Origin of the sequence: Sphingomonas sp. BK345 (assembly GCF_014193845.1) — a bacterium.
In the GTDB taxonomy this organism is placed as follows: Bacteria; Pseudomonadota; Alphaproteobacteria; order Sphingomonadales; family Sphingomonadaceae; genus Sphingomonas.
In genome coordinates this window covers 118,374-141,188 of record NZ_JACHZX010000008.1, presented here as the reverse complement: position 1 = coordinate 141,188, position 22,815 = coordinate 118,374, and the positions used below count along the sequence as shown (strand labels likewise).

The window sequence follows — 22,815 nt, the reverse complement described above, 5'->3', positions numbered from 1 at the left end:
ACGCCGTGACACCACGTGCCGCGGGGTGGCCACCCCGCGGCACGCTCTCCAGCTCCGACAGCCTACACCACAATCCTGAGAGACAATCCTGAACTCGTTTCAGGATCCACGCATCCGCACACGCCTCCCATCGCTGAGTCCGCGGCACGGTGGATCCTGAAACGAGTTCAGGATGACGCCGGAACGGGGGCAGGCGGCTGCTCCGCAAGACCGCGAGGAGGGCGTGGGAGATCGCCTCTCCCGCACCGATGTGCTCCCGCCCTCACGCCTCCTCCACGCTGACCACGCCGTCGCGCACCGCGACGATGCGCACGCGCGCGTTCGCGGGAAGGTCGGGACCGCGTGCGGGCCAGCTCCCATCACCCACAATGACGCGGCCGCGGCCGTCGATGATCGCGCTCTCCAGCCGCGTGACCTCGCCGACCAGTCGAGCGGCACGGTCGTTGAGTCGTGTGTCCCCGCTGCCCACCGGATAGTCGCGGTACCAGCGTCGGCCGACCACCACCGCCACCGCGCTCCAGAGCGCGAAGCAGACCAGCTGCGCCGCGAGCGGCAGCGGTGCGAGCGCGTAGCTGATCGCCGCGGTGACCGCCGCCGCGAGCGCGAGGAAGACGAGGAACACGCCCGGTACCGCCAGCTCCGCGATGCCGAGCAGCAGCGCCGCGGCGAGCCAGGCTGCGCCGGGGTCACCCAGCCAGTCCCAGCCCATCACCGCGGATCGAGTGCCGAGCGCGGCAGGTCGAGCGGCGGCTCGGGCGAGTCCTTCGGCGCGAGCACGCTCTTGGTCAGCTCGCCGATCCCTCCAAGAGTGCCGATCAGCTGGGTCGCCTCGACCGGGAAGAGGATGGTCTTGGCGTTCGGACTGGTCGCGAATTTGCCGACCGCCTCGACATATTTCTGCGCGACGAAGTAGTTAATCGCCTGCGTCCCGCCCGCGGCGATCGCGTCCGACACCACCTGCGTCGCCTTGGCCTCGGCCTCCGCCGCCCGCTCGCGTGCCTCGGCGTCGCGATAGGCCGACTCGCGCCGGCCCTCGGCCTCGAGGATACGCGCCTGCTTCTGTCCCTCGGCGCGCAGGATCTCCGAGGCGCGCGACCCTTCGGCGTCGAGGATGTTGGCGCGCTTCTCGCGCTCGGCCTTCATCTGCCGGCCCATGGCGGCGACGATGTCGGCGGGCGGGCGGATGTCCTTGATCTCGACTCGCGTGATCTTGACGCCCCAGGGTACGGTGGCGTGGTCCACCACCGAGAGCAGCCGCGCGTTGATCTCGTCGCGCTTCGACAGCGTCTCGTCGAGGTCCATCGACCCCATCACGGTGCGCAGGTTCGTGGTCGTCAGCTGGAGCAGGGCGACATAGAGGTCGGACACCTCATAGGCCGCCTTGGCGGCGTCCAGCACCTGGAAGAAGACGACGCCGTCGGTCGAGACGATCGCATTGTCCTTGGTGATGATCTCCTGTCCGGGGATGTCGATCACCTGCTCCATCATGTTCACGCGCCGCCCGACGCGGTAGAAGAAGGCCGGGTAGAAGTTGAAGCCGGGCGCGGCGGTGCCGGTGTAGCGGCCGAAATGCTCGATCGTGTACTGATAGCCCTGGCGGACGATCTTGATGCTCGTCAGCAGGTAGAAGACGACCAGCGCCAGGAACAACAAGGCCAGCGTCACCGTCATCGTCTCTCTCCCCCCGCGGGCTCACCGCGTCCACGATGCCATCATAGCCCGTGCGGGGCGGGGGGCCTAGCGAGATGCGGGGAACGCGGTTACATGGCGCGCCACTCCTCGCTCCCAAGGATTCGGCGCCTCATGGATATCCGTCTCGGCCTCACCTTCGACGACGTGCTGCTAACGCCCGCCGAGTCCGCGGTGCTCCCTGGCGAGGCGGATACGCGGACGAAGCTGACTCGCGACATCGCGCTCAACATCCCGATCCTGTCCTCGGCGATGGACACCGTCACCGAGGCCGACATGGCGATCGTGATGGCGCAGCTGGGCGGTATGGGCGTGCTCCACCGCAACCTCACCGTCGACGAGCAGGTCGCCGCGGTGCGGCAGGTCAAGCGCTTCGAGAGCGGGATGGTGGTCAACCCGATCACGATCGCGCCGCAGGCGACGCTGGCCCAGGCGCAGGCGCTGATGAAGGCCAACCGGATCAGCGGCATTCCCGTGGTGGAGCGCGACGGCAAGCTGGTCGGCATCCTCACCAACCGCGACGTGCGTTTCGCCGAGAACCCGAACCAGCGCGTCGCCGAGCTGATGACGCGCGAGAACCTCGTCACCGTCTCGATCGGCGTCGCGAAGGAAGAGGCGCGCCGGCTGCTCCACCAGCGCCGCATCGAGAAGCTGCTGGTGGTGGACGACGCCTATCGCTGCGTCGGGCTCATCACCGTCAAGGACATCGAGAAAGCGGTTATGTACCCGGAGGCGACGAAGGACGCCGCGGGCCGCCTGCGCGTTGCCGCTGCCACCACCGTTGGCGACAAGGGCTTCGCACGCACCGAGGCGCTGGTCGACGCCGAGTGCGACCTGATCGTCATCGACACCGCGCACGGCCATAACCGCGATGTCGCGCGCGCGGTCGAGCGCGTGAAGAAGCTGTCCAACTCGGTCCAGGTCGTCGCCGGCAACGTCGCCACCGGCGAGGCGACGCGCGCGCTGATCGACGCCGGCGCGGACGGCATCAAGGTCGGCATCGGACCGGGCTCGATCTGCACCACGCGTGTCGTGGCGGGCGTGGGCGTGCCGCAGCTCACCGCGGTGATGGACTGTGCCGAGGCCGGCGCCGCCGCGGGCGTGCCCGTGATCGCCGACGGCGGCCTGCGCACCTCGGGCGATCTCGCCAAGGCGCTGGCGGCGGGCGCGTCGACCTGCATGGTCGGCTCGTTGCTCGCCGGGACTGAGGAAGCGCCGGGAGAAACCTTTCTGTATCAGGGGCGTGCGTACAAATCCTATCGCGGGATGGGAAGCGTCGGCGCGATGGGGCGCGGCTCCGCCGACCGCTATTTCCAGGGAGAGGTGCGCGACCAGCTCAAGCTCGTCCCCGAGGGGATCGAGGGGCAGGTGCCCTATAAGGGGCCGGCGCGCGACGTGATCCACCAGCTGGTCGGCGGCATCAAGGCGGCGATGGGCTATACCGGCTCGGCGACGATCCGCGACCTGCAGGAGCGCGCGCGCTTCGTCCAGATCACCGGCGCTGGGCTCAAGGAGAGCCATGTCCACGACGTGACGATCACGCGCGAGGCGCCCAATTATCCGACCCGCTGAGTGACTCCGGCGGCGCGCACCCAGGCGGCGATCGAGCTGCTCGACTCGATCGTCGCCGCCGCGGAGCAGGGCGGCGCGGCGGCTGACACGCTGATCGCGCGCTATTTCGCGACCCGCCGCTATGCGGGGTCGAAAGACCGGCGCGCGGTGCGTGAGCTGGTCTATGCCGCGGTCCGCGCGCTCGGCGAGCGCCCGGCGAACGGGCGCGCGGCGCTGGTCGCGCTCGCACGTCAGGAGCCGGCGCTCGCCGCCACCTTCGACGGCTCGCCCCACGGCCCCGCGCCGATCGGCGACGAGCCCGCGGCGATGCCGGGCGTGCTGCCGCACTGGCTAGCCGAGCGGTTCGCCGCATCGGGGCTCGGCGACGAAGAGCAGGCTGCATTAGTCGAACGCGCGCCGCTCGACGTCCGCGTTAATCGGCTGCGCGGGGAGGCGCCCGCGATCGACCGTGCGGCGTCGATCCCCGGCCTCCCTGATGCGCTCCGGCTACCCGCCGGCACCGACCTCGCACCCTATGCCGGGCTGGTCGAGGCGCAGGACGCCGGCAGCCAGGCGGTGACGCTCGCCGCCGGCGCCGCGCCGGGTATGACGGTGCTGGACCTCTGCGCCGGGGCGGGGGGCAAGAGCCTCGCGCTCGCCGCCGCGATGGCGAACCGGGGGCGGATCATCGCCAGCGACGTCGATCGCGCGCGCCTCGCCCGGCTCGCGCCGCGCGCGGGCAAGGCAGGGGCGACGATCATCGAGACTCGCCTGCTCGACGGTGGCCGCGAGGCCGACGCGCTCGCCGACATCAGCGCGGATGTCGTGTTTGTCGACGCGCCCTGCTCGGGCAGCGGCACGTGGCGGCGCAATCCCGAGGCGCGCTGGCGGCTCACCCCCGATCGGCTCGAGCGCTACGCCGCGATGCAGCGCCACGTGCTCGCGCTCGGGGCGCCCGCGGTGCGCCCCGGCGGCGCGCTGGTGTTCGTCACCTGCTCGCTGCTCGACGCCGAGGGAGCGGATCAAGTCGAGCGTTTCCTCGCCGACCATCCCGGATGGCAGGCCGAGCCGCTCGCGCTGCCGTGCGGGCGCGCGCGCGGGCAGGGCGTCCGGCTCACTCCCGCGCACGACGGCACCGACGGTTTTTTCGTCGCGCGGCTGCGGGCGCCATGCTAGGCGCTGGCGATCGTGTCGAAGCTGGAGCCGTTCATGCGTTTCACCTCGGTCGCCGCTGCGGCGGCGCTGGCGCTGGTGTCGATCTCCACCTCGCTGCACGGCCAGCGCCCGGACGACCAGATCGACGGGCGCAGCATGGCGCTGCTTCAGCAGGGTAAGGCGGCACGCGCCGCGGGCAATATCGACGGTGCGACCGATCTGTTCGAGAGCGCGGTCGCGGTCGATCCGCGCAACCGCCAAGCCTTCATCGCGCTCGCGCAGGTGGCGGAGGCGCGCCAGCTGCCGGGCAAGGCGATCCGCCTCTACCGCGAGGCGCTGCTGCTCGAGCCCAACGACATCGCCGCGCTGACCGGGCAGGGCGAGGCGATGGTGGCCAAGGGGGCGGTCGAGCGCGCCAAGCAGAATCTCGCCAGGGTGCGCACCTTGTGCCAGGGTCAGTGCACTCAGGCGACCGAACTCGCCGCGGTGATCGCCAAGGGCCCGCCCGTCACCACCGCGCAGGTCACAGCGCCCAGCACCGTGCCGCCCGCGGCACCGCCGGCATCGCGCGACTGAGCCGCTCGCGTCCCCGGGCAAGAGTCGCTAAGCTCCTGCAACGCCTAGCCCTTCCTTCCGCCTGACCGATCGAGACGCACCGCCTCTTGCCGACGCTCCACGCCCTCGCCAATCCCGCCCGATTCCTGCGGATCGCGCGCCCACTCACGCCCTGGCTGTGGTGGCTGGGGGTTGTGCTGGTGGCGTTCGGCAGCTGGGCCGGGCTGACCCAGACCCCGCCCGACTATCTGCAGGGCGAGACGGTGCGGATCCTCTACGTCCACGTGCCCACGGCGTGGCTCGGCATGGGCGGCTGGAGCGCGATCGCGATCGCGAGCACCGCCTTCCTGGTGTGGCGCCACCCGCTCGCCGAGGTTGCCGCGCGCGCCGCCGCGGTACCCGGCGCAACCTTCGCCGCCCTGTGCCTCGTCACCGGCGCGATCTGGGGGCGGCCGACCTGGGGGACGTGGTGGCAGTGGGACGGGCGGCTGACCTCGATGCTGCTGCTGTTCTTCGTCTATCTCGGCTTCATCGCGCTCTCCAACGCCGACCGGGAGCGCGGTGGCGACGGGCGCGTCCCCGCGATCTACGGCATCGCCGGCACCGTGCTGTTGCCGATCATCCGCTACTCGGTGGTGTGGTGGAACACGCTGCACCAGGGGCCGAGCATCGGCCTGACCTCATCGACGATCGACCGGTCCTTGCTCTGGCCGCTGCCGATCATGCTGGTCGGCTTCTCCTGCCTGTTCGGCGCGATCGTGCTGATGCGGATGCGCGCCATCCTCGCCGCCGCGAAAGCCGAGGCGCGGCTGCGGCGGAGGGCGCTGGCGTGAACCCCTGGCCCTTCGTCACCGCGGCCTATGTTCTGGTCCTCGGCGCCGGCGCGCTGGTGGGTTGGCTGAGCTATCGCGCGATGCGGAAGCACGAGAAATGACGCCCAAGTCGCAGCGGATGACGCTGGTGCTGCTCGGCATCGTCGCGCTCGCCGCGGCCGCGCTGCTGGCCTTGTCGGGACTGCGCGGGCAGGCCGCCTTCTTCTACGCGCCCAGCGACGTGCGCGGCGCGCTGCCCGCGCCGGACCGCGCGGTGCGGCTGGGCGGCATGGTCGAACGCGGCTCGATCCGCCGCGCGGGCGACGGCGTGTCGATCGCCTTCACCGTCACCGATGGGCAGGCGACGACGCCGGTGCGCTTCAGCGGCATCGCGCCCGACCTGTTCCGCGAGGGCTCGGGCGTGGTCGCGGAGGGGCATTTCAATCCCGACGGTTCGTTCAGCGCGACCAACCTGCTCGCCAAGCACGACGAGAAGTACATGCCGCCGCAGATGGCGGGCAAGATGCACGAGACCCGCACGCTGGAGACACAGTGATGGGCTTCGTCGCGTTGCTGCTGCTCGGCGCCGGCGCCTTCGGCGTGTTGGCGTTGCTGCGCGCCGATCGTGCCCTGTGGACCCTGCTCGCCGCCGCGCTCTGCCTCGGCGGCGCCGGCTATGCCTGGCAGGGCTCGCCGCTGCTCGGCGCCCGGCCGGCGACGCCGCGCACCGAGATCGCGCCGATCGACCCCGACGAGATCGCGCTGCGCGACAGCCTGCTCGGGCGCTACACTGCCGACACCGCCTATCTCGTCGCCGCCGACGCGATGACGCGCAGCGGCAACAGCCGCGCCGCTGCTCGAGTCGTGTTGGGGGGCCTGTCGAAGCTGCCGAAGAGCTTCATCCTGTGGACCTGGGCGGGGGTCACGCTGGCGGCCGAGGCGGGCGATCGGCTCTCGCCCCCGGCGCTGCTCGCCTTCCGCCAGGCGGCGCGACTCGCGCCCGAGCATCCGGCGCCGCCATACTATCTCGGCATGGCCTATCTGAAGGCGGGCCAGCTCGCCCAGGCGCGCGCGCTCTGGCTGCACGCCGTGGCGCTCTCCGCGCCCGGCACCGACTACCGCCGCGAGTTGGTGCGGCGCGTGCTGGTGCTCGATCAGTTCATCGCCGCGGGCGTCGATCCCTCGCGCGGAGGGTGACGCCCGCGCGATCGGATCAGTCGGCCTTGCCGCGCCCGGTCTGCTCCTGCAGCGAGTCGATCTTCTTCGACGCATCGGCCTTGCTCAGCGTCTCGTCGAACGACTCGCCCGCTTCCTCGCTCAGCGTCTTGAGATAGCTCGCCTGCGCGCCGGTCATCGGCTCGTCCCCGGTGGTCCAGTCGTCGGGGTTCTTCTCCGCATTCGAGAAAGGGTGGGTCTTGGGGTTGTCGTCGCTCATCACCATCTCCTGTAGCGTGTCCACAACCCCGCCGTTCGATATCTGTTCCGCGTTGCCGGTACCCTGCGCGCGTGCTAGGCGCGCCAGCACCATGGGTAGACACGCGGGCGACGCCTCGAGAACGGTCGGCAACGCATGAGCGTGAACACCGACGATCCGGCGGTCCGGGCGCAGGCCCAGGCGGGGCATCATCACGGCAGCGGCGACGGGCTCGCGCGGCTCGCGCTCGGCGCGATCGGCGTGGTGTACGGCGACATCGGCACCAGCCCTTTGTACGCGATGAAGGAGGTGTTCGTCGGACACCATCCGCTCGCGGTCGACCCGCTTCATATCTTCGGCGTGATCAGCCTGGTTTTCTGGTCGCTGATGCTGATCGTCACGCTCAAATATGTGCTGATCATCCTGCGCGCCGACAACAACGGCGAGGGGGGCAGCCTCGCGCTGCTCGCACTGATCCAGCGCCGCTCGGGCGCGGGCAAGCGTTGGGGGCCGAGCCTCGTCATCCTGGGCGTGCTCGCCACCGCGCTGTTCTTCGGTGATTGTATGATCACGCCCGCGATCTCGGTGCTGTCCGCGGTCGAGGGCCTGGCGACGGTGGAGCAGGGCTTCGACTCGTTCGTGCTGCCGATCGCGGTGACGATCCTGATCGCGCTCTTCTATCTCCAGTCGATCGGGACGGAGAAGGTGGGGCGGCTGTTCGGGCCGATCATGCTGGTCTATTTCGTGGTTCTCGCCGTCATGGGTGGGATCCACATCGTCGCGCGACCCGATATCCTCTACGCGCTCAACCCGATGTACGCGGTGCGCTTCGCCGCCAATGACGGCACGCTCGCCTTTCTCGCGCTCGGTTCGGTGGTGCTGGCGGTGACCGGCGCGGAGGCGCTGTACGCCGACATGGGGCATTTCGGGCGCAAGCCGATCTCCTACGCCTGGCTCGGCTTCGTGCTGCCCGCGCTGATGATCAACTATCTCGGCCAGGGCGCGCTGCTGCTGGAGAACCCCGCCGCGGCGGAGAATCCCTTCTTCCTGATGGCGCCGGAGAGCTGGCGTCTGTGGCTGGTGATCCTCGCCACGATGGCGACGGTGATCGCGAGCCAGGCGGTGATCACCGGTGCCTATTCGGTGGTGCAGCAGGCGGTGCAGCTCGGGCTGATGCCGCGGATCCGCATCACCCACACCAGCGCGTCGGAGGCGGGCCAGATCTACATCCCCGCCGTGAACTGGGCGCTGATGATCATGGTGCTGCTGCTGGTGTTCGGCTTCGGCGAATCGTCCAACCTCGCCGCGGCCTATGGCATCGCGGTGACGGGGACGATGTTCATCTCGACCTGCATGGTCGGGGTGCTGATCCGCCGCGTGTGGCACTGGCCGATCTGGGCGACCGCGCTGTTCGAGATCACCTTCCTGTCGATCGACGGGCTGTATTTCGCCTCGAACCTGACCAAGGTGCCAGACGGCGGCTGGTTCCCGCTGCTGGTGGCGGTGATCGTCTTCGTGCTGCTCACCACCTGGTCGCAGGGGCGCAAGCTGATGCTCGAGCGGATGCGCGAGGCGGCGATGCCGATCAAGATCTTCATCGACTCCGCCGCCACCTCCGCCACGCGCGTGCCCGGCACCGCGGTGTTCATGACGTCGACGCCCGAGGGCGTGCCGCACGCGCTGCTGCACAATCTCAAGCACAATCGCGTGCTGCACGAGCGCGTGATCCTGCTGACGGTGCGCGTCACCGACATGCCGTATTTTCCCGAGGAGGACCGTTTCCTCCACGAGGACCTGGGGCAGGGCTTCCATCGGGTGGTCTTGCGCTACGGCTTCATGGAAGAGCCCGACGTGCCCGCGCACCTGCGCTCCTATGACGGCTGCGGCGCCGAGTTCCGGATGATGGACACCAGCTTCTTCCTCAGCCGCCAGACGCTGCTTGCCTCGGACCGGCCGGGGATGGCGATCTGGCGCGAGAAATTGTTCAGCTGGATGCTGCGCAATGCCGAGAGCGCGATGGAATTCTTCCGCCTGCCGACCAACCGGGTCGTCGAGCTGGGCAGTCAGATCGAGATTTGAGCGAGCCTGCCGCCCCGACCCAGGCGCCGATCATCGTCACCGCTCTGTTCGGTGCGGCGGACCAGGCTTTCCTCGACGCGCAGCGCCGCGCCTATTTCCCGGCCGAGCGCAACCAGCTGGCGGCGCACCTGACGATGTTCCACCACCTGCCGCCGAGCGGCGCGGCCGAGCTGCGCCAGCGCTTGGTGGCGGAGACCCGCGGCGTGGTGCCGCCGCGCGCGCGGCTTGCGGGCGTGATCTCGCTCGGACGCGGTGTCGCCTATCGTGTCGAGAGTCCCGAACTGGAAGCGATTCGGGCGCGCCTCGCGGAATCGTTCCGCGGCTCGCTGACGCCGCAGGACCAGGCCGGCTGGCGCGCGCACGTGACGGTGCAGAACAAGGTCGAGCCGGGCGAGGCGCGCGCACTGCTCGAGCGGCTCAAGGCGGTGTTCGTCGCGCGACCGGTGACGATCGCCGGGCTGGCGGCTTACTGGTACCGCGGCGGCCCGTGGGAGCCGCTGTCGCGCCACCTGTTCGGCGGCTGACGGAGAATTGATCCTAGGGCCTGTCACGGCGTTTCGCTCCGCTCTGGTGCCGCTCGGCCGTTGACCTGCGCGGCGATCATCGTCTCTATGGTGTCCGTTTTTCGGAGTTGAGACCGATGCGCGTGATCCTCTTCCTTCCGTTGGTCGCCGCCGCCATGTCCGGCGTGGGCGTGGCCGAGGCACGCGAGCGGCCGAGCCGGTTGTCCCGGGCGGAGCAGCAGAGGATCGTCTGTGTCCAGGAACGCGATGACGCGGGTGGCGCAGTACCGCGACAGGTCTGCCAGTCCGGGCGAGCCTGGGAGCTCGCGGTGCAGCGACACCGAGCCGCCGAGGCGGAGCGGGTGGCGGAGTGGCGCTCGCGGTCGACCAAGGCCTTCTACCTCGCCTCGCGCGATACCGTCCGTTAGCACGGAATGGTTCAAGCTCGCCGCAGGTCAGTCGAAGGTCGCTGAGCCTGCTCGAAGAATCGCGCTGATGGGCGCCTTGGACAGGTACGCCGAGCACCCTGGCGACGCAGCTATGGGCACGTCAAGCGGGCAGGGCCACGCCGCGCGACCGTGACCGTGACCGTGACCGGGGGTACGTAGCCTAACGCAGGGCGACAGATTGCTGCGCGCCTGCCGCGCCCGGTCGCTACTCTGCGCGGTGGTAGCGGAGGAGGGACTTGAACCCCCGACGCGCGGATTATGATTCCGCTGAAAGGTGGCTCAAGTCCTGCCATTCACGCCTCTGTGTAGCATCTGTGTTGCAGGCGCCTAGAGGATGAAAAGAGGACCGTCCTTGTTGACGTAGTGCTCCGCCTCGCTTCTCTGCCGGAACCGGATCTTCATTCGCCCTCCTTTCGGCCTGGCGAAGCTCCATCCATGCGGCAGCTGGCCGTTGAAGATGGTCAACAGCGCGGGTTTTGGATTGGTCTGCGAACTCGCGCTCTCCACACAGAAATGGCCTTCTTCCTCGACGATGACCCATGAAGCGGTTGTCATTACGCTAGAAGCTCCTGTGCTGTTGCCGCTGCGATCGCAGCGTCGCCGAGGTCGTCGCGGATCAGGTGGCCGTAGGTGTCGAGCGTGATCTGCACGCTCGAGTGCCCCAGCCAAGTGGTCAAGCGCTTGAGGTCAACGCGCTGCTTGATCCAGGCGCTCGCGGCATAGTGCCGCAGAGCGTGGAAGTCGTACCGCGCGCGCGCCCGAGGCTCTTCATCGCCAGCAGCCGCGGCAGGGCGCACCAGCCCGGCTTTGACCTGCGCCGGCCAATACTCTCGGTTGAGCAGGTTCGAGTGCAGCCGCACGCCGCCGTCGCTGTTCGGGAACAGCAGCCCGAGGTCGGACCGCGGCGCGCGCAGCATCCACTTGCGCAGCTCGGCGACAAGCACCGGCGGGATCGGGATGGTGCGCGACCCAGCTTCAGACTTCGGCGACCCGATTACGCCCCACTGGTCGGCGCGCTGCGTGATGTGGATCTCGCCGCGCTTCAGGTCGACGCTGTCCTTCCGCAGCCCGCGCAGCTCGGATGAGCGCAAGCCGGCGAGCGCGACGGTGAGCAGCATGGGGTAGAGGGCAGGGAGCTTCTCGTCGGCTGCCGCGATTGCGAGCAGCGCGCGGACGTCCTCACGGCTCGGGATCGTAACCTTGCCACGATCGCGCCGCGAGCGGATGACCTTCACGCCCTTGGCCACGTTCTGAGCAACCAGGCCGCGCCGCTGCGCCTCGGTGATGATGCTCGACAGCCCGCGCACCACCTTGCCAGCCATCGCCGGCGATCGCGTTTGTAGGAGCGCGTCCTTGAACCTCTCGACCGCCGGCATGGACAGCTGAGACAGACGCTTGCTGCCGATCAGCGGCTTGATGTGAAGCTCGGCCCATTCCTTGTACTGCTTGATCGTCGAGCGCTCGCGATCCTTCGCCTCGGCCGCCTGGATCCACAGGTCGGCGGCCTGCGCGACGGTGATGCTCTGGCTGTCCGCGGTATGGACGCCCTTGCTCACCTCCCACGCCGCCTGCGTGCTCCACGCCTCGGCATCGCGCTTGCGGGCGAACTGCTTCGCGCGGCGCTTACCGGCGCTGTCACGATAGTCGACTAGCCAAGCGACTTTCTGCTCGCCCGCCGGCGTTGTCCAGACGCGCTTACGAATTGCTGGCATTGTTCGACCACTCCCGCAGACCAGTCAGAAACTCGGCTGCCAATCCACCATCCTGGCGCTCGAGGATCTGCGCCACGCCCTTCACAACCGACATCACGTTGACGACTGCCAGGCGCGACCAGAGCACGTCAGCCGACGTCATCAGTTCAGCCAGCGTGCCGGGCTCGCCCGTGTCGACCGTCGTGTAAGCCTGATCTTCCTCGTCGGTCATCAGGTCGCTGAGGCCGTATGGCGTGAGCCACATCAAGTAGGGCTCGTCCGACCCGTACCGATCAGCGGCGATGCCGGCGGCAGTCGCGACCTCGCGCTCGTTCTCCCTCAGCACCGATACGATCGGCTCAGGTCGAATACCGAGCTGCAAGAGCTCGAACGTCAGCCCGATCAGCAGCATCTGCGGCGCCGTGTAAGCGGCCGCCTTCCCGGTACCGGTGTTCACGCCATCGGGGAATTTAAGCCGCTGGAGATGCTTTAGCCGCGCTCGCAAAGCCACCCGCTTCTCGTCTTTGACCCTGTGTAGCTCAGCGAAGGTCGCTTCGATGTGGCGGAAGGCGAACGGCATTCGGCACCTCAGGATCAGGGTTCGTCTTCATCCTCTTGCACATCCTTTTCGCGGAGTCTAGGAAGAGCAGGACAAGCCCTCGTCCTCCATGGAGAAGCCGATATGCTTAGCGAAGACCTGCTCGACGGTGCCAACGCGGCCGCAGCCTTCATCGGGGTCAAGCCCCGCGTGATCTATCATCTGGCTGAAGGCGGGCACCTGCCCGTGATCCGCAAAGGCCGGCGCCTCTATTTCCGAAAGACCGAGCTCGAGGCCGCGTTCTCGTCGCAGGCCGCGTAATGAAAGCGGCGCATAAGAAAGCCCCCGCACCGGCGGCAACCGGTGCGAGGGCGGGTAACCAGAGGCTTCCCGGCGCTCGGTTCACCCCTCTCTACGCGAACCCGTTCAGCGGAGCAATCGAGCCGACGAACCTAGCCGTGGCATGCGCGTGCGAGCTCAGCCGGCGGCTCAACAACGTCGCTAGGATCGCGCGAGGTGCGGCATGAGCTGCCTCCCCGAGATCCCCGATCGCTCCACGATCCGTGCCGTGCTGATGCTGCCGGCCGGCCTCGGCTGGGCTGTCGGGGCGGGCTTCCTGATCGCTGGCAAGATCGACGCCGAGCAGATGGCCTTTGCCGACGACAAAGGCGCGCGTGAGGCAGCCATCCGGCTCGCCGATCGCCTCGACTTACAGGTGTATCATGGGTGAGCTCAAGGCATTGCCGAGGGCGCCCCGGCGCGCGCTGATCCTGGAGCAGCTCGGCGAGGACCGCTGGATCGTCGCGGTGCACACGCATGACGCGGCCGAAGAGCGACTCCACCGCGCCCTAGCCAGGCCGATGAGCTACCTCGCCGCGCAGAAGACAGCCGTCGCCGCACATCGCTCCGTAGGGCTGCCTATCGGTATTCGGCGCCTGGGTGATCGCATCCGCAGCTTCCAAGCCGGCAGGAGCTGGTGATGGGGTACGAGCCGCGCGACCCGCGCGACGGCGCCGAGCCGCAGAACAGGGACGCAAGCGACGACTTCGTCGAGTTCGGTCCGGGCTCGGTGAAGGCCGCGCTCGACGGAGCCAAGCCGGTGCCACGCAACTACGACTTCTGCGACATGGCGATCGAGCAGGGTGGCGAGGCTGTTCGCGCCGCGTTGGCGAAGGCGCAGTATGTCGACCAGAAGACCAAGCAGGCGCTCGCCAAGCCGGTGCCCGAATACGCGCGCCGGCTCGAGCGTGAGCCCTACCGCATCTCCACACCATACGAGTGGCGCGATCCGACGACGATCCGGCCGCGCGACTTCATCTACGGCCGTCGGTACGCCCGCAGCCTGCTGACGGGAATCATTGCCCCCGGCGCCATCGGCAAGACTACCATGCAGGTCGGCGATGCGCTGGCGATGGCAACCGGCCGCCCGCTGCTCGGTCACACGGTTCGGCGCCCTTTGCGCGTCTGGCTCTGGAACCTGGAGGACGATCAGGACGAGCTCGCCCGCATGATCCAAGCCGCATGCAAGCACTGGGGCATAGACCGCGCCGATCTGAGCGACCGCCTCGTCATCGACAACGCGATGAACGGGCTGCCGCTGTGCATCACCGAGCAGACCGAGAACGGCCCGCGCATCGACGAGCAACTGTGTCGAGCCATCACCGATGAGTTGACGCATCTCGAGATCGACTACCTCAACATCGATCCCTTCGTGTCCTCCCACGGCGTCGAGGAGAACGACAACGTGATGATCGACCGCATCGCGAAGCGCTGGGCCAAGATCGCCGCCGACTCTGCCACGGCGATCTCGGTCACGCATCACACCAGCAAGCTCGGATCGGTTGACGTCACCGCCATGTCCGCCCGCGGCGCGGTGGCCCTGATCAACGCCTGCCGGTCCGTGATCACGCTCAATCGGATGAGCGAGGCCGAGGCTGATCGTTACGGGATCAAGGGCGAGGCGCGTCGGCGATACTTCCGAACCTATGACGACAAGGGCAACCGCGCCCCGCCCGCGGATCAGAGCGACTGGGTCAAGTTGATCTCGATCGACCTCGACAACGCTGCCCCGGCAACCGCGGATGAGCCCGCGATCCCGTCCGACAACGTCGGCGTCGCGACGCCCTGGACGCCTCCTAACGCATTCGCCGGCATAACGTCGGGCGACCTGTTGCGCGTCCAGGAGGCAGTCGAGGCTGGCGAATGGAAGGAGCATCACACTGCCTCCGACTGGGTCGGGAAGGCAGTGGCTGAGACCTTGGGGTTCGATGCCGACGACAAGAGCGACAAGGCGCGCATCAAGTCGCTGCTCAAGGAGTGGGTGGCGAACAAGCGGTTCAAGGTCGAGCAACGACTCGATCGCAACCGGCAGGAGAAGAAGTTCCTCGTTGTCGATCAGTGGGTCGATCCGACCACTGCTACACCTCCGTCGAGTGTAGCATAGCAATGCGTCGCACCGTAGCGCTGGCGGCTGCTATGCTACACCCCCTCCATGTAATGGAGGGGTGTAGCGGTGCAGCTGCTACACCTCGCGCCGAGACCCCGAACAAAAATCTCCAGTTAGCGCTGAAGGTGGCCTTCGAAGTCGGTCCTGGGCGCCAAGCCGCTGAAGTTCTGCCTGCCCCCCCGGGTGCGGCGACCTCTCGCGCCGCTCAGCTCACTCGCACGTGTTGCAGAGTTGAGCTTCCACGCCCTCGCGCGGGTCGCTCACCGGCGCTCCGCAGTGGAAACATAGAACCGGATCGCCGTCGAAATCGGTCCAATCATCGTCGTCGAACGTGTCCATGCGGTGCCTCCTTGAAGGCCAACATAGGTTGGTTCCGTGACCGACTGGTAAACGGCCGGTTGCTGTTAGATCGTTCCGACGAACCCGCTTGCCACGGCGATTGCCAGCGAGGTGGCAGCGATCAAGCCGAGGTAGATGGCGCCAGCGACGTGATTGACCTGACCGGTGCGCGGCGCTTTGCGGCTGAAGATCGGGTGCATGCTGGTTCTCCACCGCGGCATGCGGACGAGAGCCTAACCGGCGCGGACGTCGATCGATCCACCCCACCCCGGGGGGGGGGGTGTCCTCGAAATCGCGAAGGCGCCTTCCGGCTAGACCGGTCCCGCTCTCACGCAGAGAAAAAATCCGGCTGGATGAAATCGCGAAATCAAACGGCGGCGCCTCGTCGGCCGCTCTGGAGGTGACCCATGCCTAGAGGAGGTGCCCGCGCTGGCGCCGGCCGTCCGGTCGGCTCGCGCACCAGAACCGCAGCGGAGAAGGCGGCGGAAGGGATGAACCAGACCCCGCTCGGCTACATGCTGAGGGTGATGTGCGACCCTAAGGCGGACCCCGCACGCCGTGACGCCATGGCGATCGCCGCTGTTCAGTACGTTCACCCGCTGGCGCGCAACGTGCCGCCGCGCAGCCCGCACGACCAGTTTCTGCCCCCGTCGGTGAGGGGCACGCTGTGAGAAATCAAACGGCGGTGGCAACCGTGGTAACTGCGACCGGCTGTTGTCCGACATGCGGCCAGGCGCTGCCCGAAGCCGATCCGGGTGCGCGCGACGAGCTGACCCTGATGAGAGCGGCGTGTGTCGTCATGCGGATCCAGCCGACCTGGGACGATCACGTGTCCGAGCGTGACGCTGCCCGGCTGCTCAACCGCTCGCCGCAGACGCTGCGCAATCGGCGCGGGCTCGATTGCCCACTCCCGTTCCGCAAGCGCGGAGGCCGCATCGAGTACGCGCTATCGGCTCTCTGCGGCTGGGGAGAGGACGAAAAAAGTGCGGCTTGAACCGCCCGAAAGCGCCCGAAAGCGCCCGAACCTACACTGGTCGGGTGGCTCTGGCCGGGTGCATTCTCTGATCAGCAGAGGAACACCCATGAAGCGCGCCTACAGCATCCTGACCGTCAAGGACGTCCGCAAGGATCAGCGGATCGTGACCGGCATCGCGACCACGCCGACGGTCGACCGCGTCGGTGACATCGTCGAGCCAATGGGCGTTCGGTTCGTGAACCCGCTCCCGTTCCTGTGGCAGCACTTCCACGACAAGCCGATCGGCACGTGCGAGTTCGGCACGCCGACCGCGTCGGGTATCCCCTTCACCGCGACGATCGCCGACCCTGCGAAGGCGACCTCGGCGGCGCTGAAGGATCGGCTGCACGAGGCCTGGGACTCGATCACCATGGGCCTAGTGAGAGCGACGAGCATCGGCTTCCGGCCGATCGAGTACAGCTACATCGAGGGCGGCGGCGTGCGGTACACCGAAACCGAGGTGTTCGAGCTGAGCGCGGTCACCATCCCGGCGCAGGCGGAAGCGATCATCGAGGCGGTGAAGTCGGCGCAGCGGCGCGGTTCGATACCGTCGAGCCGGGTGGTGCGCGCTGGTGTCGCGGGGAGCGCCCGCGCGGTGAGGCTCACCGCGAAGGAGAAGCTCCAGATGCAGTTCCTGAACGAGCATCTCGAGCGGGAAGCTCGCAGGAAGCGGCTTGGCATCCCGCACCCCGTTGTGAAGCTCACCGCGGCCGACGTTGCCGACTCCCTGGTGCGGCTCGCCCGAGAGAAGCGGGCCAGCACCCGCAAGCCGACAAAGGTGGTGAAGCTGTGAGTGGGATAACGCGAGAGCAGGAAGCTGTGTGGTCGAAGTACTGCAACGCACTCGAGCGCGACTTCGACAGCGCTCGTGTCCTAGACGTTCTGGCCGAAGCGAAGCGGGAAATTTTAACCTTCCGCAATGAGGTTTATACCAGCGAAACCGCTACAAAGACGGTAGCAGTCCAAAACCGAGACCTTTGGACCATTCACGAATTCATTGCGCAACAGAGCCTCCAAGCCGAACACCTCGGCAGCTTGGTCCGTATGCTTAGCGACGAGATTGTGCGCTTAAAGGGCGAGGTCTCGAAGCAGAAGGCGGTAATCTACAGAGGCGTGCACACTCCCGGAGAGGTGTACGACACCGGCGACATGGTCACCTTCGGCGGCAGCCTCTGGCACTGCAACGAGATCACCGAGGAGAAGCCGGGCGAAGGAAGCTCGGCCTGGACCCTGGCCGTGAAGCGCGGCCGCGATGGAAAGGACCTGACCCGTGGCGCTGCCTAGCACCCTCGAACCGACGGCGGTTCACTTCGCCGGCTGCGTCATGCGCACGCTGCTCGCAGACGCACGCTTCGACGAGCTGAAGCCGCACGAGCGACGCGCGATGGTCGAGGACGGCGTGCGCCGCATCATGGCGGCCGGCGCCTTCGTCCGCGATGGGCGCATGTACCTGCCGAGCGGCACAACCGAGGCTCACCTGTGACGGCCGGTCACCAAATCGTTCGGGTCACGGAGGCCTAGCCATGCCGAGCAAGCCGCCGATGATGCGGCCTCGCGCGCCGCGTAAGGCCTGGTCGACCACCCGACCGGTCGCTCGCCTACGCGGCCGCGCTGGCATGGCCGACCGCGGAAGGATCAAGGCCGAGGAGCCGTTGTGCCGCACCTGTCTGGATAAGGGGCGAGTGACCGCGACGGAGGTGGTCGACCACATCAAGCCGTTGAGCTCTGGTGGCTCAGACGACCGATCAAACAAGCAGGGTCTCTGCCGCGAGTGCCACGACGCCAAGTCGAAGCTCGAGCGGGCCGCCAGCGCCCGCCTGAGGCAGGGGGGGTGGTGAGCGAGCGAAGGGTTCGGCCGGCGGACACCGATATCGAACCTCTTTTTTCGCGCGTGCGAATTAAACTTTCCTGCGAATTAAATTCCGGAGTGCCCCATGACTGACGTCGACGGCAGCCCAACCCTCTCCGTAGGCTTCGAGATCGACAGCGAGCGTGCTGTCGAGACGCTGCGGCAGATCGACCGTGCGATGGAATCGACGACGACCGGTGTTGTCGGCGATGCCAACCGGATCGAGGAAGCCACCCGCCAGATGGTGAAGGCCGACCAGGCAGTCGCTGGCTTCCGGCTGGTCGGCAGCTCGGCCGATCGCGCGATGGAGTCGGTGCGAACCGCGACCAACCGGGCCGAGAAGTCCGGCGAGGCGCTGGTGCGGCGGCTCGAGCAGCAGGCCAACGCCTACGGGAAGACGCGCGAGGAGCTGCGGCGCCTCAACGCCGAGCAGCTAGCCGAGCGGAACGCTGGTTTCGGCAACACCGACCTGGCCGAGCGGCTGCGCGCCGCCACGCAGCGCATGGAAGAGCTCGAGCGCGGATCCAAGGGCGTGACGGCAGCGACCGGGCAGCAGCGCGCCTCGATGCAGAACCTCGGCTTCCAGCTTCAGGACTTTTCCGTCCAGGTGGTGGGAGGCACGTCCGTTCTGCGCGCCTTCGCGATGCAGGCACCTCAGGCGGCGGGCGCGCTCAACGGTTTCGGCGGCGCGCTCGGCAAGGTCGGTGGGTTCCTCGCCGGCCCCTGGGGCATCGCACTCACGCTGGCGACCACGCTGGGCGCCGGGCTGGCGGAATCGCTTCTCAAGAGCGCGGACGCGGCGAACACCGATAGCGCGGCGAAGACCCGGCTCAAGGAGGTCACGGACCGGCTGAGCGGCGCGCAGGAGGTTCTGAATCGCACCACTCGTGCCGGCATGCAGGCCGAGCTCCACGCCGCGGAGGCAACCCGGCAGCTGACGATCCGCAAGCACGGCCTGCTCGACGTGCTCCTGCGCGAGCAGCAGGCCAAGCTGGCGGCGGCGCGCGCGACTGAGGCGAACCCGGGCGGCACGGTGCCAGGCGCGGGCATCCTCGGGCGCAGCGCCGATCGGTACGCGTGGGAGATCGCCGAGACGAACAAGGCGATCGCGGCCAACGACAAGGCCATGAAGGAGTCGCAGACCAATATCCTGGTGGCCCGCGGCGCGCTGATCCGGCGCGAGGTGGCGGGCGCGACCGACGCGGCGACCGCGGCGACGCAGCGCCACGACAACGCCGTCCACGACCTCACCGTCCGCTATGAGGCGGGCAAGCTGAGCAGCCGCGACTATCAGAGCGCGCTCATCGCGGAAGACCGCGCGCTCCAAGCGGCGCAGAAGACGATCAGCGACAGCGCCAAGGCCGACCGCGCCGCCGGCGCCGCGGCGCGCCGGGAGCACGCCAAGGAGCTCCGCGACATAGCCGCGGCCGCGAAGGAGCTGCAATCGAGCTATGAGACGCTTGAAGGTCGCTTCGATACGGTGGCCAGCGCCGGCCGCAGGTACAGCAAGGACCTCGCGGACATCGCGAAGCTTCAGCGCGCCGGCAAAATCGACCAGGAGACGGCGGACGCGTGGGGCTTCAAGGCCGCGCGCGAAGCCGCCGCGAAGGTCGCGGAGAAGGTGGACGAGATCAAGCTGGCGGTCGACGATGTGCCGGCGCTCACGCAGGTGAAGTTCGAGGTGACCGGGCTCGACAAGCTGCTCGGCACCACGCTCAACCCGTTCGACGTGATCGCGCGCGACGCGCGGGACGCTGCCGGCTCGCTGTCGGGCGCCTTCGATGGGGTCGGGCGCTCGATCGGGCGCGCGGTGGACGTGCTCGGCGACTATGGCGCACAGCAGGACCGCCTCGACCGCATGGGCCTCACCCGCGAGCAGCTGATGAGCGAGAGCGCCAAGCTGCGGCTCAACAGCACGATCGCAGCGACCAACGCTGCCAAGGGCCTCTTCTCGGAGAACAGCCGCGGCTATGCGGCGATGGAAGCCGCCGAGCGCGCGCTGATGGCCGTGCAGCTGGTGAAGACCGGGATCGACGTGGCCGGCGGCGCCGCGCGCATGTTCGCCAGCCTGGGCCCGGCGGCGTTCCCCGCGGTCGCGGCCATGCTGGGCGTGATGGCTGGCCTCGGCTTCAGCGGGCGCGGTAGCGGCGCGCCGGCGCCGACCAACACTGGCACCGGCACCGTGTTCGGCAACAGCACGGCACAGTCTGAGAGCATCAAGCGCTCGCTCGACAGCCTGCGCGAGGTGAACGTGACGACCAGCGTCTATGCGCGCGAGCAGCTGGCAGCGCTGCGGTCGATCGACAGCCAGATCGGCGGCGTGGCGACGCAGATCGTCCGCGGAGGCGACCTCGACGCGACCAAGGGGATCAGCACCGGCTTCTCGACCAACGCGATCGGGTCGGTGCTCAAGGCGGTGGTGCCGATCTTCGGCGGCGCGCTCGCCTCGCTGTTCGGGTCCAAGACCTCTATCACCGGCTCGGGCCTCTACGCCGGCGCGCAATCGCTCGGCTCGATCCTCGGCGGCGGCTTCGATGCGTCGACCTACGCGGACACGGAGAAAGTGAAGAAGTTCCTGGGGATCACCGTCGGGCGCTCGACGTCGACCAAGTACGGCGCGATCGACCCGGCGCTCGAAAGCCAGTTCACGATGATCCTCCGCGGCTTCAACGACGCGATCGCCTCGGCCGCGGGGCCGTTAGGACAGTCGACCGACGCCATCCAGCAGCGACTGAACGGCTTCGTCGTGAACCTCGGCAAGATCGACCTCACCGGGCTGAGCGGTGAGGAGATCCAGGCGAAGCTGGAGAACGTGTTCGGCGCGGCGGCGGATCGGATGGCAGAGGCGGCATTCCCCGGCCTCTCCCGCTTCCAGCAGGTCGGCGAGGGCGCCTATCAGACGCTCGTGCGCGTGGCCTCGACGGTGGAGGCCGTCACCGGCTCGCTCAACCAGCTGGGGCTCGGCGCCCGCGCGCTCAGCCTCGACGCAAAGGTGGCGCTGGCGGACCAGTTCGACAGCGTGGGTGACCTGGTGAACGCCGCCGACGCGTTCTTCGCCGCCTACTACACGCCGGCCGAGCAGAACGCGGCCAAACTGTCGCAGCTGAACAGCGTGTTCCTCAGCCTTGGCGTGTCGACCCCGGCAAGCATCGCCGCGTTCCGGCAGCTCGTAGAAGCGCAGGATCTGGCAACCGCCGCGGGGCGCTCAACCTACGCGACCTTGCTGCAGCTCGCCCCCGCGTTCGCCGATCTCCAGAAGACGATGGCCTCGGCCAAATCGGCGGCCGACGTGCTCGCCGAGCGTGAGGACCTGGAGCGGAAGCTGCTTGAGCTGGCGGGTGACACGGCCGCTATCCGCGCGCTCGACCTCGCCAAACTGGATGCGAGCAACCGCGGGCTGCAACAGCAGGTGTGGGCTGTGGAAGACGCTCAGGCGGCCGTGAAGGCAGCCGAGGACCTGCGCGAGGCGTGGGGCAATGTCGGAAAGTCGATCCTCGACGAGGTCGATCGCATCCGCGGCCTGACCACCGACGCGACCAGCGGCGGCTTCGCGGCGGTCATGGGGCGCTTCAACGATGCCACGCTCGCCGCGCGCGCCGGTGACCAGGACGCCGCGAAGAGCCTACCCGCTTTGTCGCAGGCGCTGCTCAAGATCGCCGGCGAGTCTGCAACGAGCCGCCAGGAGCTCGACCGGGTGAGCGCGGCGACGGCCAGCAGTCTCAGCGACACCGCTGCGCTGATCGGCGCGCTGTCGGGCGTTGGCACGTCGCCGGCGGCTCTCCTCGCCGCCGCTGGCGCGCAGGCTGCCGCGTCGCCGCCGACGAGCAACGACGGTCAGTTGAACGCGATCGACGAAATTCGGCAGGAGCTGGCGGACATGCGGCGCGAGATGGTGGCGGTGCTCACCACAACAGCGAGCAACACCGGCCGGCTGACGCGCTACCTTGAGGACGTGACCGCGGCGAGCGGCGGGGACGCGATCAGCGTGGTGCAGGCGGCCAGCTGAACTTCGCGCCGTCGCGTTTCGGGCCAGTTTTCAGCGATTAGGACGGCGGCGGCGCTCTGAAGTTGTATGCCATCGCGGAAGCTAGGTTATACCTGCGTCACTTGAACGGTAACCATGGGGGCTTACCGTCCAAGCGCAGGGGGAAGAATGCGCAAACTGCTTTTCGCTGGCCTGGCCGCCACTTTGGCGCCGGCCTCGGCTCACGCGGCCGTGACCTACTCTTTCCAGACCTTCGAGCCGTTCGCTGGTGGCGACCTCCGGTTCACCTACGAAGCGCCAGCCTTCGTGACCGATGGCTGGGTCGATCGCAGCCTCTTGAAGGACGCCACGTCGTCGATCGCGCGGATCAGGTTCCTGTCCTCCTGTCCGAACGGTGGCGGCTCGTCGCCCTGCGATGAGGTGAACGTCGTGACCGAGGGAGCGCTCAGCACATCGATCACCTATCGCTACTTCGCCGACGGAGCGTTTGCAGCAGCAGGCTCGTACAATGGTTCATCCAGCATGCCGACGACCTTGAACGTTGCGGTGACGGCTGGGCAGGGCGCCGTTCCGGAGCCCGGCACCTGGGCGATGATGATCCTCGGCTTCGGCGTGATCGGCTATGCCATGCGCCGGAAGACGGTGCTGCGCTTCGTCTGAGAGCAGGACGGGTGATGGTAGATGCCGCTGGAGCGATCCGGCGGCATTTATCTATTGCAGGGGTAATTAGCGACGCTGAAACCAA

At 68.2% G+C, this 22,815-nt stretch carries 28 protein-coding genes, 1 tRNA gene and 1 pseudogene; 21 read left to right on the top strand and 9 right to left on the bottom strand.

Annotated elements, in window-relative coordinates; genetic code table 11:
* Positions 1–262: 262 nt before the first annotated feature.
* Both FHY03_RS19250 and FHY03_RS19245 read right to left on the bottom strand, forming a co-directional pair.
* Positions 263–709: an NfeD family protein gene (locus tag FHY03_RS19250; RefSeq protein WP_183932093.1), complete on the bottom strand. Its 447-nt coding sequence runs from the start codon at positions 707–709 to the stop codon at positions 263–265.
* Positions 709–1,671 carry an SPFH domain-containing protein gene (locus tag FHY03_RS19245; protein ID WP_183932092.1) on the bottom strand — a complete coding sequence of 321 codons (963 nt, stop codon included), beginning with the start codon at positions 1,669–1,671 and terminating at the stop codon, positions 709–711. Before FHY03_RS19245 ends, FHY03_RS19250 begins: the two co-directional genes overlap by 1 nt.
* Positions 1,672–1,803: 132 nt before the next feature.
* Between FHY03_RS19245 and guaB the strand changes: the two genes are divergently transcribed.
* From guaB to FHY03_RS19215, 6 genes are all read left to right on the top strand, one after another.
* Entirely contained in the window at positions 1,804–3,261 is a 1,458-nt protein-coding gene (guaB, locus tag FHY03_RS19240; protein ID WP_183920050.1) for an IMP dehydrogenase, read from the top strand.
* On the top strand, positions 3,262–4,416 hold the full coding sequence (locus tag FHY03_RS19235; protein ID WP_183932091.1) for an RsmB/NOP family class I SAM-dependent RNA methyltransferase: 1,155 nt from the start codon (positions 3,262–3,264) through the stop codon (positions 4,414–4,416).
* A 33-nt stretch (positions 4,417–4,449) separates the two neighbouring features.
* Positions 4,450–4,971, top strand: a complete 522-nt coding sequence (locus tag FHY03_RS19230; protein ID WP_183932090.1) for a M48 family metallopeptidase — start codon at positions 4,450–4,452, stop codon at positions 4,969–4,971.
* Between the two features lie 86 nt (positions 4,972–5,057).
* Positions 5,058–5,783, top strand: coding sequence for a heme ABC transporter permease CcmC (gene ccmC, locus FHY03_RS19225; protein ID WP_183920056.1), 726 nt, complete (start codon positions 5,058–5,060; stop codon positions 5,781–5,783).
* A gap of 97 nt (positions 5,784–5,880) precedes the next feature.
* Positions 5,881–6,318 (top strand): cytochrome c maturation protein CcmE, encoded by a 438-nt coding sequence (gene ccmE / locus FHY03_RS19220; protein WP_183920058.1) that lies wholly within the window; start codon positions 5,881–5,883, stop codon positions 6,316–6,318.
* Positions 6,318–6,959, top strand: a complete 642-nt coding sequence (locus FHY03_RS19215; RefSeq protein ID WP_183932089.1) for a hypothetical protein — start codon at positions 6,318–6,320, stop codon at positions 6,957–6,959. The genes ccmE and FHY03_RS19215 overlap by 1 nt, the downstream gene beginning before the upstream one ends.
* 16 nt (positions 6,960–6,975) lie before the next feature.
* On the opposite strand, the gene FHY03_RS19210 is transcribed toward FHY03_RS19215, so the two are convergent.
* Entirely contained in the window at positions 6,976–7,197 is a 222-nt protein-coding gene (locus FHY03_RS19210; protein WP_183920062.1) for a DUF3072 domain-containing protein, read from the bottom strand.
* Positions 7,198–7,332: 135 nt separating this feature from the next.
* Between FHY03_RS19210 and FHY03_RS19205 the strand changes: the two genes are divergently transcribed.
* From FHY03_RS19205 to FHY03_RS19195, 3 genes are all read left to right on the top strand, one after another.
* Entirely contained in the window at positions 7,333–9,255 is a 1,923-nt protein-coding gene (locus FHY03_RS19205) for a potassium transporter Kup (RefSeq protein WP_183932088.1), read from the top strand.
* Positions 9,252–9,779, top strand: coding sequence for a 2'-5' RNA ligase family protein (locus FHY03_RS19200; protein WP_183920066.1), 528 nt, complete (start codon positions 9,252–9,254; stop codon positions 9,777–9,779). Before FHY03_RS19205 ends, FHY03_RS19200 begins: the two co-directional genes overlap by 4 nt.
* Before the next feature lie 116 nt (positions 9,780–9,895).
* The gene (locus FHY03_RS19195; protein ID WP_183932087.1) at positions 9,896–10,186 is read left to right on the top strand and encodes a hypothetical protein; all 291 of its coding nucleotides are present in this window, start codon (positions 9,896–9,898) and stop codon (positions 10,184–10,186) included.
* 239 nt (positions 10,187–10,425) lie between these two features.
* On the opposite strand, the gene FHY03_RS19190 is transcribed toward FHY03_RS19195, so the two are convergent.
* The 4 genes from FHY03_RS19190 to FHY03_RS19175 all read right to left on the bottom strand — a co-directional run bounded on the left by FHY03_RS19190 (position 10,426) and on the right by FHY03_RS19175 (position 12,478).
* A tRNA-Leu gene (locus FHY03_RS19190) sits at positions 10,426–10,510 on the bottom strand.
* 24 nt (positions 10,511–10,534) lie between these two features.
* Positions 10,535–10,762 (bottom strand): hypothetical protein, encoded by a 228-nt coding sequence (locus FHY03_RS19185; protein ID WP_183932086.1) that lies wholly within the window; start codon positions 10,760–10,762, stop codon positions 10,535–10,537.
* Positions 10,762–11,763 (bottom strand): tyrosine-type recombinase/integrase, encoded by a 1,002-nt coding sequence (locus tag FHY03_RS19180; protein WP_311722385.1) that lies wholly within the window; start codon positions 11,761–11,763, stop codon positions 10,762–10,764. The genes FHY03_RS19185 and FHY03_RS19180 overlap by 1 nt, the downstream gene beginning before the upstream one ends.
* 139 nt (positions 11,764–11,902) lie before the next feature.
* Positions 11,903–12,478: a hypothetical protein gene (locus tag FHY03_RS19175; RefSeq protein WP_183932084.1), complete on the bottom strand. Its 576-nt coding sequence runs from the start codon at positions 12,476–12,478 to the stop codon at positions 11,903–11,905.
* Positions 12,479–12,580: 102 nt separating this feature from the next.
* On the opposite strand from FHY03_RS19175, the gene FHY03_RS19170 reads away from it, so the two are divergent.
* The 4 genes from FHY03_RS19170 to FHY03_RS19155 all read left to right on the top strand — a co-directional run bounded on the left by FHY03_RS19170 (position 12,581) and on the right by FHY03_RS19155 (position 14,879).
* The gene (locus tag FHY03_RS19170; protein ID WP_183932083.1) at positions 12,581–12,757 is read left to right on the top strand and encodes a helix-turn-helix domain-containing protein; all 177 of its coding nucleotides are present in this window, start codon (positions 12,581–12,583) and stop codon (positions 12,755–12,757) included.
* A 202-nt stretch (positions 12,758–12,959) separates the two neighbouring features.
* Positions 12,960–13,166 (top strand): hypothetical protein, encoded by a 207-nt coding sequence (locus FHY03_RS19165; RefSeq protein ID WP_183932082.1) that lies wholly within the window; start codon positions 12,960–12,962, stop codon positions 13,164–13,166.
* A complete protein-coding gene (locus FHY03_RS19160) occupies positions 13,159–13,416 on the top strand; it encodes a hypothetical protein (RefSeq protein WP_183932081.1) in 258 nt (85 codons plus the stop codon). The genes FHY03_RS19165 and FHY03_RS19160 overlap by 8 nt, the downstream gene beginning before the upstream one ends.
* The gene (locus FHY03_RS19155) at positions 13,416–14,879 is read left to right on the top strand and encodes an AAA family ATPase (protein ID WP_183932080.1); all 1,464 of its coding nucleotides are present in this window, start codon (positions 13,416–13,418) and stop codon (positions 14,877–14,879) included. Before FHY03_RS19160 ends, FHY03_RS19155 begins: the two co-directional genes overlap by 1 nt.
* 213 nt (positions 14,880–15,092) lie before the next feature.
* On the opposite strand, the gene FHY03_RS21240 is transcribed toward FHY03_RS19155, so the two are convergent.
* Positions 15,093–15,221, bottom strand: a complete 129-nt coding sequence (locus FHY03_RS21240; protein ID WP_260159455.1) for a hypothetical protein — start codon at positions 15,219–15,221, stop codon at positions 15,093–15,095.
* Between the two features lie 65 nt (positions 15,222–15,286).
* A complete protein-coding gene (locus FHY03_RS21235; protein ID WP_260159453.1) occupies positions 15,287–15,421 on the bottom strand; it encodes a hypothetical protein in 135 nt (44 codons plus the stop codon).
* A gap of 291 nt (positions 15,422–15,712) precedes the next feature.
* Between FHY03_RS21235 and FHY03_RS19150 the strand changes: the two genes are divergently transcribed.
* From FHY03_RS19150 to FHY03_RS21450, 8 genes and pseudogenes are all read left to right on the top strand, one after another.
* Positions 15,713–15,892 carry a hypothetical protein gene (locus tag FHY03_RS19150; RefSeq protein ID WP_183932079.1) on the top strand — a complete coding sequence of 60 codons (180 nt, stop codon included), beginning with the start codon at positions 15,713–15,715 and terminating at the stop codon, positions 15,890–15,892.
* A gap of 14 nt (positions 15,893–15,906) precedes the next feature.
* Positions 15,907–16,215: a hypothetical protein gene (locus tag FHY03_RS20805; protein ID WP_221190347.1), complete on the top strand. Its 309-nt coding sequence runs from the start codon at positions 15,907–15,909 to the stop codon at positions 16,213–16,215.
* Positions 16,205–17,029, top strand: a complete 825-nt coding sequence (locus FHY03_RS19140) for an HK97 family phage prohead protease (protein WP_311722379.1) — start codon at positions 16,205–16,207, stop codon at positions 17,027–17,029. The genes FHY03_RS20805 and FHY03_RS19140 overlap by 11 nt, the downstream gene beginning before the upstream one ends.
* Before the next feature lie 26 nt (positions 17,030–17,055).
* Positions 17,056–17,520 carry a hypothetical protein gene (locus FHY03_RS20800; protein WP_221190346.1) on the top strand — a complete coding sequence of 155 codons (465 nt, stop codon included), beginning with the start codon at positions 17,056–17,058 and terminating at the stop codon, positions 17,518–17,520.
* Entirely contained in the window at positions 17,507–17,719 is a 213-nt protein-coding gene (locus FHY03_RS19130; RefSeq protein ID WP_183932078.1) for a hypothetical protein, read from the top strand. The genes FHY03_RS20800 and FHY03_RS19130 overlap by 14 nt, the downstream gene beginning before the upstream one ends.
* Positions 17,673–18,074 (top strand): HNH endonuclease signature motif containing protein, encoded by a 402-nt coding sequence (locus FHY03_RS21385; RefSeq protein ID WP_311722377.1) that lies wholly within the window; start codon positions 17,673–17,675, stop codon positions 18,072–18,074. Before FHY03_RS19130 ends, FHY03_RS21385 begins: the two co-directional genes overlap by 47 nt.
* A 96-nt stretch (positions 18,075–18,170) precedes the next feature.
* Positions 18,171–22,091: a hypothetical protein gene (locus tag FHY03_RS19120; protein WP_183932076.1), complete on the top strand. Its 3,921-nt coding sequence runs from the start codon at positions 18,171–18,173 to the stop codon at positions 22,089–22,091.
* Positions 22,092–22,607: 516 nt separating this feature from the next.
* Positions 22,608–22,730: pseudogene (locus tag FHY03_RS21450) on the top strand (PEPxxWA-CTERM sorting domain-containing protein); the annotation flags it as partial.
* Positions 22,731–22,815 lie beyond the last annotated feature (85 nt).

Excerpts from the sequence above, each read along its gene's own strand:
- FHY03_RS19250 (WP_183932093.1), bottom strand. The coding sequence starts at position 709 with ATGGGCTGGGACTGGCTGGGTGACCCCGGCGCAGCCTGGCTCGCCGCG.
- FHY03_RS19245 (WP_183932092.1), bottom strand. The coding sequence starts at position 1,671 with ATGACGGTGACGCTGGCCTTGTTGTTCCTGGCGCTGGTCGTCTTCTAC.
- guaB (WP_183920050.1), top strand. The coding sequence starts at position 1,804 with ATGGATATCCGTCTCGGCCTCACCTTCGACGACGTGCTGCTAACGCCC.
- FHY03_RS19230 (WP_183932090.1), top strand. The coding sequence starts at position 4,450 with ATGCGTTTCACCTCGGTCGCCGCTGCGGCGGCGCTGGCGCTGGTGTCG.
- ccmE (WP_183920058.1), top strand. The coding sequence starts at position 5,881 with ATGACGCCCAAGTCGCAGCGGATGACGCTGGTGCTGCTCGGCATCGTC.
- FHY03_RS19215 (WP_183932089.1), top strand. The coding sequence starts at position 6,318 with ATGGGCTTCGTCGCGTTGCTGCTGCTCGGCGCCGGCGCCTTCGGCGTG.
- FHY03_RS19210 (WP_183920062.1), bottom strand. The coding sequence starts at position 7,197 with ATGAGCGACGACAACCCCAAGACCCACCCTTTCTCGAATGCGGAGAAG.
- FHY03_RS19205 (WP_183932088.1), top strand. The coding sequence starts at position 7,333 with ATGAGCGTGAACACCGACGATCCGGCGGTCCGGGCGCAGGCCCAGGCG.
- FHY03_RS19195 (WP_183932087.1), top strand. The coding sequence starts at position 9,896 with ATGCGCGTGATCCTCTTCCTTCCGTTGGTCGCCGCCGCCATGTCCGGC.
- FHY03_RS19185 (WP_183932086.1), bottom strand. The coding sequence starts at position 10,762 with ATGACAACCGCTTCATGGGTCATCGTCGAGGAAGAAGGCCATTTCTGT.
- FHY03_RS19175 (WP_183932084.1), bottom strand. The coding sequence starts at position 12,478 with ATGCCGTTCGCCTTCCGCCACATCGAAGCGACCTTCGCTGAGCTACAC.
- FHY03_RS19170 (WP_183932083.1), top strand. The coding sequence starts at position 12,581 with ATGCTTAGCGAAGACCTGCTCGACGGTGCCAACGCGGCCGCAGCCTTC.
- FHY03_RS19165 (WP_183932082.1), top strand. The coding sequence starts at position 12,960 with ATGAGCTGCCTCCCCGAGATCCCCGATCGCTCCACGATCCGTGCCGTG.
- FHY03_RS19160 (WP_183932081.1), top strand. The coding sequence starts at position 13,159 with ATGGGTGAGCTCAAGGCATTGCCGAGGGCGCCCCGGCGCGCGCTGATC.
- FHY03_RS19155 (WP_183932080.1), top strand. The coding sequence starts at position 13,416 with ATGGGGTACGAGCCGCGCGACCCGCGCGACGGCGCCGAGCCGCAGAAC.
- FHY03_RS21240 (WP_260159455.1), bottom strand. The coding sequence starts at position 15,221 with ATGGACACGTTCGACGACGATGATTGGACCGATTTCGACGGCGATCCG.
- FHY03_RS21235 (WP_260159453.1), bottom strand. The coding sequence starts at position 15,421 with ATGCACCCGATCTTCAGCCGCAAAGCGCCGCGCACCGGTCAGGTCAAT.
- FHY03_RS19150 (WP_183932079.1), top strand. The coding sequence starts at position 15,713 with ATGAACCAGACCCCGCTCGGCTACATGCTGAGGGTGATGTGCGACCCT.
- FHY03_RS21385 (WP_311722377.1), top strand. The coding sequence starts at position 17,673 with ATGGGCGCATGTACCTGCCGAGCGGCACAACCGAGGCTCACCTGTGAC.
- FHY03_RS19120 (WP_183932076.1), top strand. The coding sequence starts at position 18,171 with ATGACTGACGTCGACGGCAGCCCAACCCTCTCCGTAGGCTTCGAGATC.